Source organism: Bacteroides acidifaciens, from assembly GCF_903181435.1.
In the GTDB taxonomy this organism is placed as follows: Bacteria; Bacteroidota; Bacteroidia; order Bacteroidales; family Bacteroidaceae; genus Bacteroides.
The window spans coordinates 2,450,802-2,465,890 of the sequence record NZ_CAEUHO010000001.1 but is presented as its reverse complement, the minus strand read 5'-3'; the positions used below and the strand labels follow the sequence as shown (position 1 = coordinate 2,465,890).

Genomic DNA, 15,089 nt, shown 5'->3' with positions numbered 1-15,089 from the left:
GCATAAGTGTGGAAATCAAGCCTGTAAAACTCAACATTCGGTTTTGGAAGTACAACGATGGGGTAGATGGATTTCCTGATTGGTGCATCATTCTTGTGTATTGCAGATTTACTAAAAAAGTGTGTGTCGTTTCAATAAAATAAAGAAAATCATTTTTTAGAGGGAATATCTAAAAACATTTAAAAAAATTGCTTTGGTAAAAATATTCTTATAAGAATGATATGTGAGCTAAAAACTCAATTACTTAAATATATAGCAATGTTGTTTATTGAAAATAATTATCTTTGCAAACAAACATATCAATCATTCATTATGGATACTATATCAGTAGGAATAAATCAAACAGGTAATGAACAATTTGTTACTTGGATAATAATTGCTGTAGTTTTTATATTTATTATCATACTTTTTCTGCTTAAAATAATCAAGGAGAGAAGAAATAAGGTAGAAGGTGATGGGATTATTCAATCATCCTCAAATGTGTCAAAAGAAAAACCGATACAGATATCTGTTCCAAAACCTTGTCTCGGTAACAAATTAAGTGAAGATTTAGTACAATTATCATCTCAAATTAAAAAGTCGAAAGAAATTGTTAAATCGGAAATTATTCCGTCTGCTAATGAATTAAAAAATAATTCAAGAGAAACATCATTTTCAATTGTAAAAGAGAAGGATGTAAATGCCCCATCGATAATGTCTTCAATGGCTCTTGAGCTTATTGCAAAAGAAGATTACTCTAAATTTTCAAAACCTAAATATATAGGTTACAATCCTATAAATATATTTACGCAAACAGAACCTTTAAACTATCCGTATGTCATAATGCCTTCAAAATCTGGCTGCGTAATCAAATTTCCTCAAAAAGGAAGGACTGGTAGAAAAGGATATAAAGAAGATGATTTCTTGCAATACATACGAAAATATTTTAAGGAAACTTTTAAAATTTATGATGACCGATATGTACTAACTAAAAAGAATCGATATGAACCTGATATTTCGCTTTTGAATGAAAAAGACGGGATCAATATTTTTCTTGATATAGAGATAGATGAACCTTATGAGGGAATCAATGATATAAAAAATAGGAAACCAACGCATTTTCGATTTGCTGATATAAATCGAAATAATGAATTTAAAAATAGAGGATGGATTGTCATACGTTTTGCAGAAATACAAATACATCAAAATCCAGATGGATGTTGCCGTTTTATCGCAGATGTCATTAAAAGCATTTATCCACAATTTAATATACCTTTAGGCCTAGTGGTGACTAAACGTATAGAACCAGTTCTGCAATGGACAAAAGAACTTGCTTTAAATTGGTCAGCTCAAAACTACAGAGAACAATATTTGGGTATTGGACAGTTTGGTTATATACCGATAATACAAGAAACTGATTTTGCACTTATCCAAGACGAAGAGGTCGAAAAAGAGGTTGTTGATGATAAACCTATTGCTTTGTCAGAAAAAAATAGCATTTCTACGCTTTCACAAAATATTATAGATATAGCAATTCGAACAAATAAATATATTGTATTCCAATATGAAAAAGATAAGACTATAGTCAAACCTACCAAATACAAAGAAAATGCTATTGCTGGATATTGTTATGTAAAAAATATGATTCGTAGTTTTGATATATCAAAGATGGAAGATATTCATCTGAAAAGCAGATATTACACATTAAGGTTGTCAGCTAGTGAATTAGGAATTCAGACCGTGGCTAATATGATGAATATTATAATCCCTAATCATAAATATGTCAGAATGGAATATACGAAACCAGCTCGAAGTTTTGTTACTATGGATCCTGAAACAAACAAGTTGATTCAAATGCAAACAAAAGCTGAAACCAGTATTCGTACTATCAGTGATATACAACTTGATACTGAAGGTTGGGGCGAAAACTATATTCGAGCTTATTGCCATAAAAGAGAGGAGGGACGAACATTTTATTTTGGACGAATTAGTCTTTTGGAGATTTTAGATTTATAAATAGCAAGCTTGTCATAATACATCATTCACAAATAGAATAAAGGGGATAGTTTTCTGTTCTTTTTTGATTTTTATGCGTTTACATCTCGTTATTTATGGATAAAAATCGTACTTTTGTGAGCAAGAGCTGTTGTTGCTTATGAATGCTTATTTTCAGATTTGCGTTATATTTGCAACACGTGTACGCAAGTCGCTGATAGATATATCACGTTGATTTTGAGGAAGTGAAGTAAAGATCGCTAAATATACAATAAATCAAAATAAGAGAGCTGTAGCTTAAATGTTTACAGCTCTCTTTTGTTTTATATGTAATGTGTTTTATTCGACCGACCCCTGACTTTGTTACAGTATGTGGCATTATAACCTCGAAGCTATTCGTCGGTTAAGATTGACTAGGAATCTCGTTTCCAATCGTGAATATTGCGTGAGGTCTTCTCTAAGAATAAGAATCAATGCCACAGCAGTTATGGCAATAATCACACTTATTCCCCAGTTTAGCTTGAAATAGCTGATAACTACGCTAGTGGTAAAAAGAGCAATAGATACCCGGTCTAGGGCGAGAGAAACCAGTCGTCCGTGATTGTAATTCTCATCTCTTCATAGCTTCAGGGATAATTCGGAAGAGTTATATTTGTTGGAGGTGAGTGCTCACAAAGAAGGAGTCATAAGCAAAAGGGTACTCAGACACATCACTGGCTTAATCCATAAGGTAGCAGGAGCAAACATTTCACTGATGGCGGGATAAATGATTTGTATAGACAGCAGTCAGATAGCAGTGAGCAGTACGCTATAAATAATAACCCTGCCAATCATGTTTTTTAGTAATTTCTTCCAGTCACTATCGTGGTTCACGGTCTTCTTGCCGGAAGCATAACGATCTAACGTCTCCCGTACTTTAGTGGGTAATATTTTGTAAAGCCATTTGACAAAAGGATTGGTCAAACGGATAAAATAAGGAGTCGTGAAAGTAGTGATAATTATAGTCCTGATAGTTAGACAGAAAAGAGCCAAGGGGACATGGATGTTCAGCTCTTTTCTTTTGCGAGAGTGTCGGCAGTCAATTGTTCATTATATTGTTTTCCTCTACAAAAAGAGGGAAACAATATAATAGATAGCTGCTGCTAAGAGTCCACTGACCGGAATTGTAAGAATCCAGGCAGTCATGAGACTTTTTGTTATTCCCCAGCGAACGGCAGAGAGGCGTTTGGTTGCACCTACTCCGATGATTGCACCTGTGATAGTATGCGTGGTACTAACGGGGATTTTCAGCATTTCCGTAATGTAGAGAGTGAAAGCACCGGCTGTTTCGGCAATTACTCCTTCCAATGGGGTTACTTTGGTGATTTTGGTTCCCATTGTCTTTACTATTTTCCAACCTCCGGACATGGTGCCGAGTGAGATGGCGGTGAAGCACGAAAAAGCGACCCAGTCGGGAAGGTCATTGATGCTGTTGATACCCATGCCCAATCCCATAGAATGAGCGGCTATCATGGCAGCGGCAATAATACCCATTACTTTTTGTGAATCATTCAAACCATGTCCTACGCTGAAGAGGGCGGAAGAAACGAGCTGTAACCTCTTAAACCAGACTTCAGCTGTATGAGGATGTGCGCGTCGGCAGATATAAAGCACAAACAGAGTGAAAACGAAGGCAATCACCATTCCGATAAAAGGAGCCAGAAAGATGAAAGCTGCAATTTTAAGAATGATATTAAGTTGAATTGCTTCAACCCCGTTTGCCATAATAGCAGCTCCTGCAAATCCTCCGATAAGCGTATGTGAAGATGAAGACGGGATACCTTTCCACCATGTTACCAGGTTCCAGGTGATGGCTGCTATGACTCCTGCCAATATAATGGGTAAAGTGATATATTGTTCTACCACCGTTTTGGATACTGTATTGGCAATACCGAATCCGCCTATGATGTATTTGGCAATGAAAAAAGCAACGAAATTGAAGAAAGCAGCCCATAGTACAGCTTGAAAGGGGGTAAGCACCCTGGTAGATACGATTGTAGCTATTGAATTTGCTGCATCGTGAAAGCCGTTGATATAATCAAATATCAGAGCCAGAATAATGATAGTCACTAATAGTTCCATGTGTTCCGGCTTACTTTATGCATACTTTACAATCAGGTTTTTCAGAATCTTGCCTACACGTTCTGCGGCATCGATCGTTTTCTCCAGTTCATGCATGATTTCCTTGATCTTTATCAGTTCAATGCAGTCTTTTTCTTCTTCAAATAGCCTGGTGATAAAGAATTCATATACGTCATCTGCCTGATTCTCGATTTCATGTAATCTTGAGCAATATTCCCGGAGGAGAGTCGGTTTCTTGCGGAATGTTTCAAGTTCGTCCATGGCTTTACGGATGTAGACCGCTTCTTCCTGAATTAAACGGCTCAATTCTTTGCCATTTTCTAAGATAGGACGGGGATTGTAAATAGAGATTCGTTTGGCGCAACTATTTATTCCGTCGATAACATCATCCATACAGGAAGCTAAGTCATGAATATCTTCACGGTCGAAAGGAGTGATGAATGTGGTGCCCAATTCATCAAAAATTCGATGCGTTAGTTTGTCCCCTTCACGTTCCAGCTCTTTGATTTTCTTGTAGTAATCTGCACGTTCTGTTGGTGAGTCATGTTGCAAGCTTTCTGTTAAAACAACGGATGCCTCACAAAGCACTTCTGAAAGTTGTTTCAGTAATGGGAAAAATTTGGGTTCCTTTGGAGTAAACCGGCTAAAAAAAGAATTTTTCATAAGTGTAAAAACTTTAAATTGTTTTTTCTTCTATATTTATATTAGTAACAAATGAATACAGATTATAGTTTGGTGTTTTAAGACTTTAGTTTGGGCGTATCCTTTTGTTTTGACTAGTTTCTGTTCTTTATCCAGCTGTATGATGTTGGTTTTGGAGGTGTATGAATTGGTATAGGTTTGTATACTGGTACTATCGTATGCCACCTGTACTTCGTCGGAAATCTGATGGAATTGTTTTGCCATTCAACGAGATTGCTGTATCTTTGCACTCGGTTTAAAAGATTGTATGTTATGGAATTACCGAAAGATCCGATGATGTTGTTCAGCGTCATCAATATGAAGTTACGCGATTGCTATTCTTCACTTGACGAACTTTGTGAAGATATGAATGTGAACAAAGATGAATTAGTGAATCAGTTGAAAGCCGCAGGTTTTGAATATAGTGCGGAACACAATAAGTTCTGGTAATCATTTCCTTGTTTACAACTTATAAATAAAATATTTCTACTAAAAACATAGTGACGGTATATGCTCGGGATGGTGACGGTATAGGACAACGATACCGTCACCATCTTTGCCGGATACCGTCACTATAACTTTCTACCTTCATCAAAACGTCATCAGGAATCATGTGTTTATACCTATTGTATATACCAACAATGATTTCCGCCAGTTCTCCCTCTCTTGTTAATAAAAGCAAAATACCAAATCACATATTTAACTTCACCTGCCTTCCGCGTTCTAACTAATAAAGCTTAGAAAAAGAATTGATGATAAACGAGAATAAAATTCGTGAAGCTTGTGCTTCGAATCGCGAACGGGGATTCAAGATGCTGATGGACTCTTTTCAGGTGCCGATATATAATTATATCCGTAGACTAGTTGTATCTCATGAAGATGCGGAAGATGTGCTTCAGGAAGTCTTTATCCGGATATTCCGGCATATCGATCAGTTTCGCGAAGAAAGTTCACTGTCAACCTGGATTTACCGGATTGCGACGAATGAGAGTTTACGCTTGCTCAACGGACGTAAAGATGAAGGAGTTGTTTCCGCGGAAGATGTTCAGGAAGAGTTGATGGGCAAGTTGAAGGCTTCCGATTACATTGATTATGAGAATGAACTGGCAGTAAAGTTTCAGGAAGCTATTTTAAGTCTGCCGGAAAAGCAACGGCTGGTATTCAACTTGCGTTATTACGATGAACTTGAATATGAAGAGATCGCCCGTGTACTGGATAGTAAAGTGGATACACTAAAAGTGAATTACCACTATGCGAAAGAGAAGATAAAGGAATATATATTAAACAGATAGAACGATGAAAAAGGATTTTGATTTTGACGATATTGGAAAGCGGACACCTTACCGTACCCCCGATGGATTCTTCGAGGACGTGCAACGAAAGGTGATGGAACGTGCCGGAGTGAAGCAACAGCGGAAGTCTCATGCGAAGCTGATTATTTCTACGGTGATTACCATAGCAGCCGTATGGGTCGGATTTCTGTTTGTTCCGTCTTTGCGACAGTCAGATGAGGTGACAACATCTTCTTCGAAAGTATTAGCCAATGGTACAGAACCGGTAGATAAATGGATTAAAGAACTATCAGATGAGGAGTTGGAAGAGCTCGTCAGCTTCTCTGAAAATGATATATTTTTGAATTAAGTAACTCAATTAATTATTTTAAACGTGAAGATTATGAAGACTAAATTTATTTATGTAATTATGACTGTTCTCCTGATGGGAAGCCAGATGACTTTGTCTGCACAGAATACGGATAACAAACAAAAAAAACAGCGCCCTACACCAGAACAAATGGTGCAGATGCAGACTAAACAAATAGTAAATACGTTGATGTTGGATGATGCAACGGCAGCTAAATTTACTCCGGTATACGAGAAGTATCTGAAAGAATTGCGTGAATGTCGTGTGATGACTCATAAGGCGAGAACAGAGAAAACTAAAGCACAAGGCACAGACGCTAATGCAAAGAAAGAACGTCCGTCCATGACTGACGATGAGATTGCTACCATGTTGCGGAACCAGTTTACTCAAAGTCGTAAAATACTGGATATTCGTGAAAAGTATTACAATGAATTCAGCAAGATACTTTCGCAGAAGCAGATTTTGAAGATTTATCAGCAGGAAAAGATGAATGCTAATAAATTCAGAAAAGAATTTGATCGCAGAAAAGGTCAGAAACCGGGACAGGGACACCGTCAGGGACAAAAAGATCGTGCTCCGCGTCAAGCCCCGAAATAAAGATTAGTTTTATTTTACTAAATCAACACAATTTGAACATAGGCAGCCATATTTATTCTTTTCAGTACCGTTTGATTACTTGTTATGTCTTGTTACTGATAAGTTTGACTGTTTTTGCTCAGTCCGGCAAAGAGCGTTTTTCCGGTCGTGTGATTGATACTGAAACCAATCAGCCGGTACCGTTTGCTACGGTCCGGCTTTTGGCTTTACCGGATAGTGCCATTCGTGACACGGATTATAATGCACTAGGTTCTGACTTTATGGTACACGCTATACTTCGTCTGAATATGATGGGAAGATAATTAGAAATTAAATCTTCATGAGTTTGAAAACCGCAGCTAGGTTTTGATTGTTGTATGTCCTACGTATAAAACAATGTAAGGCTGGCTGAATGTTTCGACTGATAAAAAAGATAAAAGATAAGGACCATTGGCGCATTTTTAAACTGAAGTTGATTGATGCACGACTTTACTTTGTCAGTATCTTCGTAGGATTACTGACGGGGCTTGTTGCCGTGCCTTATCATTACCTGTTACAGTTCTTCTTTAATCTCCGCCATGATTTTTTTGATTCTCATCCCAAGTGGTATTGGTATATCCCTCTTTTCCTGTTGATGTGGGGAATACTTGTATTCGTATCCTGGTTGGTGAAGAAAATGCCGCTTATTACCGGCGGGGGGATTCCGCAAACACGTGGAGTTATTAATGGGAGGATTGATTATAAGCATCCTTTTCTGGAATTGGTTGCGAAGTTTGTGGGTGGGATACTTGCATTAAGTACCGGATTGTCTTTGGGGCGTGAAGGACCTTCCGTACAGATAGGTTCGTATGTCGGATATTTGGTATCAAAATGGGGGAGGGTGCTTAGTGGCGAACGGAAACAATTATTGTCTGCCGGTGCCGGCGCCGGATTGGCGGCTGCTTTTGCTGCCCCATTAGCTTCCTCATTGTTGGTTATCGAATCTATCGAGCGGTTCGATGCACCTAAAACAGCCATTACCACGCTTTTGGCAGGAGTTGTGGCAGGCGGGGTTGCCAGTTGGATTTTCCCTATCAATCCTTATTATCATATTGATGCCATTGTGCCTGGAATGACTTTTTGGGGGCAGGTGAAACTGTTTCTTTTGTTGGCGGCAGTAGTTTCTGTTTTTGAAAAATTCTTTTCTGTCACTACTCTTCAGATGAAACGTATTTATCCCGCTATTAAGCATCCTGAATACGTGAAGATGCTGTATTTGCTTTTTATTGCTTTTTTGATTTCTATGGCCGAGTTTAATCTGACGGGAGGAGGGGAACAGTTCTTGCTATCACAGGCCATGCATCCGGATACACATATTCTTTGGATTGTCGGCATGATGTTGCTGCATTTCGTTTTTAGCACCTTTTCTTTTTCTTCGGGTTTACCGGGAGGAAGTTTTATCCCTACGCTGGTGACGGGAGGACTTTTGGGGCAAATCGTCGGATTGATTATGGTTCAACAGGGTATGATTGCTTATGAGAATATCAGTTATATCATGTTGATTTGTATGTCGGCATTTCTTGTAGCAGTCATTCGTACACCTCTGACGGCTATTGTCTTAATAACCGAGATTACGGGACATTTGGAAGTCTTTTATCCTTCCATTGTTGTAGGTGGATTAACCTATTACTTTACGGAAATGCTTCAGATAAAACCGTTCAATGTTATTTTATATGAAGATATGATTCATTCACCTGCCTTTAAGGAAGAGCCCCGTTATACATTGTCTGTAGAAGTAATGAGCGGGTCTTATTTAGATGGCAAGATGGTGGATGAACTTCGTTTACCGGAACGTTGCGTAATTATAAATGTGCATCGTGACCGTAAGAATTGGTCTCCCAAAGGACAGAAATTAATGCCTGGAGATCAGGTTCAAATAGAAATGGACTCACAGGATATAGAGAAACTGTATGAACCTTTAGTGAGTATGGCGAATATTTATTGAGCGTGTTGGCAGAATAAATTCATTTCGATGCGGAAATGAGGTAAACTCATACAATTATAGTTCAAAAAAAAACTTCCGTAAATATTCTCAACTATACTTATTCCTATGAGAAAAAATACTCATAGTAATGAGAAAAAATACTCACTGCAATGAGAAAAAGTTCTCATAGCAGTGAGAATATACCCTTGTCAGAATAGGCTAAAACAGTTCATGACCGTGCAATAATAAGTTAATTCCGTTAATGGGTCGAACTTCTAATTAATTAGTAGGCAATACCATAATTATTCCATGCTCTTTAGCCATGCAATTTCTTCTTTCCATTTACTTTCATCCGGTGTTTCGAGTATCAACGGCATATTATCGAATCTCGAATCTTGCATCAATCTTTCAAAAAATGCTTTTCCGATCAACCCTTCACCAATACTATCGTGACGGTCTACATGGGTGCCCAGTGCTTTTTTTGAATCATTCAAGTGCATACCTCGAAGGTAATTGAATCCCACTTCCTTGTCAAACTCATCAAATACCTTATCGTATTCATTGACAATATCATAACCAGCCGTATAAGTATGGCAGGTATCGAGGCAAACACCCACCCGGCTCTTGTCGTTTACCCGGTCGATGATATATTTCAGTTGCCAGAATTCGCTACCTAGATTACTTCCTTGTCCGGCAGTGTTCTCGATAACGGCTGTTACGCCTTTTGTTTTTTCTAAAGCGATATTAATACTTTCTGCGATGAGCGACAAGCAATCCTCTATTGAAATTTTGTTGAGAGAACTGCCTGGATGGAAATTTAAAAGTTTCAATCCAAGCAGTTCGCAACGTTGCATTTCATCCAGAAAAGCGGCACGGCTTTTTTGAAGTCCCTCTTCTTCCGGGTGTCCCAGGTTGATAAGATAACTGTCATGTGGCAGGATATATTCCAGCTGAAAACCGTATTTCTCGCAATTCTCTTTAAAGAGGCTGATACTTTCTTCTGTTAAAGGTTTGCTTACCCATTGGCGTTGATTCTTGGTGAATAACGCAAAAGCATTTGCTCCTATTTCATGCGCATTAACGGGGGCGAACTCTACGCCCCCGGATGCGCTTACATGTGCTCCGATATATTTCATGGTTACTTCTTTATTTAATTTTACTCTGCAAATATAACGTTTTTATAGGAGTATATGTTTCTTCATCTAAAGCGGGGAGAAATTAAATCTCAAAATCCGGTAAATAGTCTGTCAGGACTTTGTTAACCTGTTTGCCTTTTACCTGATCTGTGACTATCGTTGCACCTTCCTTTTTACCGGCATCATAGTTTAAAGAAACTTTTTCCGTTTTATTGCTTACATAGATGGCGGCTTTCCCTTTTTCAGTCAGGTTACAAGTAATAGTCCAGTCGCCTACCTGAATGGTATTACCTTTGCGAACTACCTGCATATCCGGGCGGTTCTTTCCATGCGTATCCATCACTGTCAGGAAACGGGCGGTTTTACACGGAACTGTTGTAGAAGAGAAATGCCAGTGATTAGGATATTTCAACGCTTTCCCTTGTGCGTTCGTCACATTTTTCCAGTTGGTTGGCGCACAGAAGAAAGTATCTACCATCGCTTGTTCCGTTTTTGCCGAACTGAAAAGATGGGCAACAGAGACACCTCCGGCTTTATTCTTACCAATAACTTTCACTTCATTCGTCAGTTCCTGTATTTCCATAGGCAGTTCTACGGTATGTAAAAGATAACTCCATGTGACGGCTTCTTTTCCTTCCAATTCATCATAAATCACAAAAACTCCGGTAGTTCCCAATTGAATGATGTGGCGACGGAACATATCTACTTTGTTCTCGTCCCAACCTTTCGCAGGCGTGTATTGAGTGCCGGACAATTCACCGCGTTTCAACCATAGGGGAGAGGTCACTTTGCCATAAGCATTGGAAGCATCGCCAACCATGTACGAAATCTTTTCCCCTTCATACCAGCGTGGAATCCATCCGTATCCTTCCGTTCCTATCTTCTGGGTCATTCCGTTGACCAGCATGCTATTATGTGCACGTGTATTACGGTACGAATACATGCAATGGTCGTCTGTGAATCCCGTACGGTGTCCGCTACTGTAGAAAATAGCTTTGCCGCCATAGAAAGTATTGAAAGCATTCTGATTGGCAAGTGCATGGGAAGTGGAACCATAAGGACTGGAACGGAATGACAACATTGCATTCTTGTCTATGTCTCCCAAAGAAGTATGCATCGTTGCTATTCCTGTTTCGTTGAATACCTTTGTCATGGGAAGTTCTGCCAATGAGTGTTCCTCTTTCGGTAAGGATTTCCTTGTCGTACAACGATACCAAGTCAAGTCACCGGATTTTCCTAAGAATGTTTTCTTCATAATATCCGGTTCTTTCTGCAAAATAGTGCGTACATAAGCGGCTGCCCAAGGGTTGTTACATTCGCGTGCCAATGCGTCCGCATAACCTACCCGTGTACCGTTCGGTTTCATCTTCGTTTCATGTGAATTGCCTTGTCCGGCAGATTTCGAGAATGGCGGTTGCTGGTAAATAACGTAAAGTGCGTTATTGTTATACCAAGGGTCGGCAAAGAAGTCGAATCCGCTGATACGGGAGTAGAAAGCGGGGACTTCGATCAATGTACGGAGATTGACATGAAAATAAGAATCGCCGTTGTGCCATCCGCCGTCGGTGTTCAGTCCCGGCAGACGGGATACCCACTCGTTGTAGCAATAGTCCACCCAAGTGGAAGCCATCGGGAGTTCGCCATACGTAGCAAAGGCTGCCATATTCAGAATACGGAATGTCATTTGCCAAACGTGGTTGTCGGCAATACGGTTTTCGAGATGGTTGACGTATTCGTGATAGAACTTCTTGCCGTTGTCACGGATAGTTTTCAAAAGCAACTTCTTCTCTTCCGGTGTCAGCAGATTGTACCATGCGTCATAAGCCGAAGTGCTCATGGACAGGATAGTGGAACGATTGAAGTCTCCTGCAAAATATTTGCTGTTTTTCCAGGAAAGAATTTCGGAAAGGCGTTTGATACCTTCTTTATAATACACGTCATCTTTAGTCAGCAGATAGGCACGTACCATCGCTTCGATATTCGCTTCTTCACGGTCTACAATCTTACGACTTTCCCGAATCAGAGCGGAACGATATTGCACTATATTGGTCAACTTGACAACTTGCGTCGTATCAATCTCTTCTTCCAAATGCTTCAACGGGTGGTTGAGGCATTTATTGGCTTTCGTGATGTACGCCTGTGCTTTCGGATTATTCTTGTTCCGTTCGATGATGTTGTCCCAGTCGTTGGCATCGAGCAGGATGCGGGGATGTTTTTGGGGCAATTTAGCCAATACTTCCTGCAATGAAGGCGGATTGAACGTGCGTGTCTTGTTGTCTACATAAAAATGATAAACAGGCGACCATTCTTCCTTTCCGTCTTTATCTACATAAGCGTGTTGCCAATACCATTTCCCTTTTTCGAATAATTTGAAAGGATTGAAGAAAGCCCACTTCCTTTCCGCAGTGATTACCTCCGACTTGAATTCCGGATCGCGTGCAATGCGGATACGGTAAGTCACTTCCGGCTTGTAATCCTCTTCTTCCACACCATCGAGAACAGCGCCGAGATGAGGAAACTTGTCCGGCCACATGAAACGTGGCGGATTGACTGCTATATGCTGTCCGTCCAATGGGGAAGACGTTTCGCGAACTTCGTGCATCAGTGTCTGCTGACTCAGATGCATGATGCCTTTCTGCGCATACCCGTTGGCGGATAGCAGAATGGTGAACAAGAGAAAAATAGATATTCGTTGTTTCATCATATAACTTTGCATTTTTTTATTCGTCGTTTGTTGTTCAGCGTTCAACGTTGTTTGAACAAGTCTTTCAGACGAACGGTCTTGTTATTAATCAGTGGGCGAGCCCAGAAACCGATAAAGGTGATGTATCCTACAAAAACGAGGATAAACAGCATACCTGTGCGAAGTGATGTCGCATCCGCTATTGTACTGACAATCATCGGGCCACCGGCTCCGCCTACGATTGCCGAACACAAGATACCGGCAAAAGAACCATGATGTTGTGAGGCGGAATTCAGTGCCAATGAGAATACGATGGAATACATCATCGAAATGCTAAATCCGATAGCAGGGAAGGCAATCAACGATACTTCTTTGTTTCCGAACAGTGCAGCGAGCAACAATACAATCGTCAATACCCCTGAGAGCTGCAACAATCGTTTGCTGTCAATCAGCTTCAATAACACCATGCCTACCAGACAGCCGGCAGTCATCAATCCCCAAAAGTAGCTTACGGCTTGTGCACCGTCAGTCTGCGGATTTACTCCATGATACTGTTCAAGGAACGTGCTCATAAAGATAGAAGTTCCCTGTTCCGTACTTACATAGCAGAAGATTCCCAGGAAAAACAACCAGACATATTTCTGTTTGAATAAAGCCAGGTATGAGTCCTTGGAACCGCTTTTCTCGTCTTCTTTCAATTCGATTTTCGGGAAACGGGATACACTGACAGCAATCAACATTACCAGCAGAATCAATGCGAATACCCAGTAAAGAGATACCCAAGGCATTTCACGTGGGGTTACGTCTGCCAGTAAATCAATAAAGAAACCTTTTCCGGCTGTATAAGTCACAGGGTCGAGTTCCCGAATCAGGTACGTATATACCAATGGGCTCAGGAAAGAAGCGATTCCAAACATGAATTGTGCCAGTTCGGCAACAAAAGCATAGTTTTCTTCGCCGCCTACGGTGCGTTGAAGCGGATTCAATACAGTTTGCAACATGGCCATTCCCAGTCCGATAATGAAAGAAGAAGCCAGCAACATCGGATAGGTGTGCATGCAGGCAAACAGGATTGTTCCGATAAACGGCATCAGGAATCCACCGAATAGTACCGGCTTTTCACCGAAGCGGTCGATAAGCAGTCCGGTAGGGATGGACATGATGGCGTAAGCCAGGAAGAAAGAAGTCGGGATAAATCCCGCCATCGCCAGGTCGCTCAGGTTGAAATTGTGAATAATGTCCGGAATGAGTGGTCCCAGGATATTAGTGATAAATGAGATGGTGAACCAGAACGCCATAATCAGCGCCAGCATTCCTAAATTTCTTTTCATAATTTAATTAGATTGGGAGCGGAAAATTGAGTAAATACAAGTGAGGCGGCGCCGATACTTCCGGCTTTGTTGCCTAATGCGGCAGCCATGATTTCCGTATTCACGGCACAGTCGGAGATGGCATAGCGGTGAGCTTTCTCACTGACTTTCCGGATATAGAAGTCTCCGGCTTCAGAAAGTCCGCCGCCGATTACAACCTTTTGCGGGCTGAAGATATTGATAAATCCGGCAATACCATGTCCCAGGAAGTCACAATGTTCTTCGAGAGATTCAGTCGCAATCCTGTCGCCTTCCTTGTAAAGACGTACAATCAATTCTCCGTTGATTTCTTCACCCGGATAAGAAATGCCGGCTTCCGCTATCCGTTGGCTGAAACGTCTCACCAAAGCTGAAGTGGAAGCATAATGTTCCAGGCAGCCGACAGAACCACAGGCGCAAGGCTCGCCATTGGCAATTAAAGGTACATGTCCCAATTCCGTTCCGCGGTTGGCATAACCATTGAACAGTTTGCCGTCAATGACTACCGCACCGCCGATGCCGGTTCCTACCGTTAAGAACACAACGTGAGTCGAGCCTTGACCGGCTCCGTACATCGTTTCTCCCAATCCCATCAGGTTTGCGTCATTTCCCAATAAAGCCGGAATATCGGTTTCCGATTCAATGCGGTCTGCCAAGTGCAGGTTTTCCCAGCCTTTGATATTTTCCGCGCCACCCAGAACAATACGGTTCGTACAGTCCACGATTCCCGGTGTTCCGATTCCTATACCGTCCACCTTGACTCCTTGCTTTTCTGCAAAAGCCTTCACTTCATTGATGGCGGTAATCAACTGCCCGATGACAGCTTCTGCTGATACATCAGCTTTCGACGGCAACTTCCCTTGAAAATGAAATACGCCTTCATTATCAATAAGGGCGTATTTCACAGAAGTTCCGCCAAGGTCTATCCCTATAGCGTATTCTTTTTCCATATCTGCAAAGTAATG

13 protein-coding genes and 1 pseudogene are annotated in these 15,089 nt (G+C 40.7%); 7 read left to right on the top strand and 7 right to left on the bottom strand.

Going from position 1 to position 15,089, the window contains the following annotated elements; genetic code table 11:
- Window positions 1-312: 312 nt before the first annotated feature.
- A complete protein-coding gene (locus tag CLIN57ABFB40_RS10355) occupies window positions 313-1,995 on the top strand; it encodes a hypothetical protein (RefSeq protein WP_175629982.1) in 1,683 nt (560 codons plus the stop codon).
- Window positions 1,996-2,370: 375 nt separating this feature from the next.
- On the opposite strand, the pseudogene CLIN57ABFB40_RS20265 reads toward CLIN57ABFB40_RS10355, so the two are convergent.
- The 3 genes and pseudogenes from CLIN57ABFB40_RS20265 to CLIN57ABFB40_RS10345 form a co-directional block, all read right to left on the bottom strand.
- A pseudogene (locus CLIN57ABFB40_RS20265) lies at window positions 2,371-2,973 on the bottom strand (sodium:proton antiporter); the annotation flags it as partial.
- 105 nt (window positions 2,974-3,078) lie between these two features.
- Entirely contained in the window at window positions 3,079-4,095 is a 1,017-nt protein-coding gene (locus tag CLIN57ABFB40_RS10350) for an inorganic phosphate transporter (RefSeq protein ID WP_175629981.1), read from the bottom strand.
- 15 nt (window positions 4,096-4,110) lie between these two features.
- Window positions 4,111-4,758: a DUF47 domain-containing protein gene (locus CLIN57ABFB40_RS10345; protein WP_175629980.1), complete on the bottom strand. Its 648-nt coding sequence runs from the start codon at window positions 4,756-4,758 to the stop codon at window positions 4,111-4,113.
- 291 nt (window positions 4,759-5,049) lie between these two features.
- Between CLIN57ABFB40_RS10345 and CLIN57ABFB40_RS10340 the strand changes: the two genes are divergently transcribed.
- The 6 genes from CLIN57ABFB40_RS10340 (at window position 5,050) to CLIN57ABFB40_RS10315 (ending at window position 8,977) form a co-directional block, all read left to right on the top strand.
- Window positions 5,050-5,226, top strand: coding sequence for a DUF4250 domain-containing protein (locus tag CLIN57ABFB40_RS10340; protein WP_004316890.1), 177 nt, complete (start codon window positions 5,050-5,052; stop codon window positions 5,224-5,226).
- 302 nt (window positions 5,227-5,528) lie between these two features.
- Complete coding sequence (locus tag CLIN57ABFB40_RS10335) at window positions 5,529-6,068, top strand: RNA polymerase sigma factor (RefSeq protein ID WP_060451175.1); 540 nt, start codon at window positions 5,529-5,531, stop codon at window positions 6,066-6,068.
- A 4-nt stretch (window positions 6,069-6,072) separates the two neighbouring features.
- Complete coding sequence (locus CLIN57ABFB40_RS10330; protein ID WP_175629979.1) at window positions 6,073-6,417, top strand: hypothetical protein; 345 nt, start codon at window positions 6,073-6,075, stop codon at window positions 6,415-6,417.
- A 33-nt stretch (window positions 6,418-6,450) separates the two neighbouring features.
- Window positions 6,451-7,014, top strand: a complete 564-nt coding sequence (locus CLIN57ABFB40_RS10325; protein WP_175629978.1) for a hypothetical protein — start codon at window positions 6,451-6,453, stop codon at window positions 7,012-7,014.
- Window positions 7,015-7,046: 32 nt separating this feature from the next.
- Window positions 7,047-7,316: a hypothetical protein gene (locus tag CLIN57ABFB40_RS10320; RefSeq protein WP_410489594.1), complete on the top strand. Its 270-nt coding sequence runs from the start codon at window positions 7,047-7,049 to the stop codon at window positions 7,314-7,316.
- An 89-nt stretch (window positions 7,317-7,405) separates the two neighbouring features.
- Window positions 7,406-8,977 carry a ClC family H(+)/Cl(-) exchange transporter gene (locus CLIN57ABFB40_RS10315; protein WP_175629977.1) on the top strand — a complete coding sequence of 524 codons (1,572 nt, stop codon included), beginning with the start codon at window positions 7,406-7,408 and terminating at the stop codon, window positions 8,975-8,977.
- 281 nt (window positions 8,978-9,258) lie between these two features.
- Here CLIN57ABFB40_RS10315 and nfo read toward each other — a convergent pair whose 3' ends face one another.
- The 4 genes from nfo to CLIN57ABFB40_RS10295 form a co-directional block, all read right to left on the bottom strand.
- Window positions 9,259-10,092 carry a deoxyribonuclease IV gene (gene nfo / locus CLIN57ABFB40_RS10310; protein WP_175629976.1) on the bottom strand — a complete coding sequence of 278 codons (834 nt, stop codon included), beginning with the start codon at window positions 10,090-10,092 and terminating at the stop codon, window positions 9,259-9,261.
- An 82-nt stretch (window positions 10,093-10,174) separates the two neighbouring features.
- Window positions 10,175-12,796 carry a DUF4962 domain-containing protein gene (locus tag CLIN57ABFB40_RS10305; RefSeq protein WP_175629975.1) on the bottom strand — a complete coding sequence of 874 codons (2,622 nt, stop codon included), beginning with the start codon at window positions 12,794-12,796 and terminating at the stop codon, window positions 10,175-10,177.
- A gap of 41 nt (window positions 12,797-12,837) precedes the next feature.
- Window positions 12,838-14,106 carry a sugar MFS transporter gene (locus CLIN57ABFB40_RS10300; RefSeq protein ID WP_175629974.1) on the bottom strand — a complete coding sequence of 423 codons (1,269 nt, stop codon included), beginning with the start codon at window positions 14,104-14,106 and terminating at the stop codon, window positions 12,838-12,840.
- A complete protein-coding gene (locus CLIN57ABFB40_RS10295) occupies window positions 14,103-15,074 on the bottom strand; it encodes an ROK family protein (RefSeq protein ID WP_175629973.1) in 972 nt (323 codons plus the stop codon). The genes CLIN57ABFB40_RS10300 and CLIN57ABFB40_RS10295 overlap by 4 nt, the downstream gene beginning before the upstream one ends.
- Window positions 15,075-15,089 lie beyond the last annotated feature (15 nt).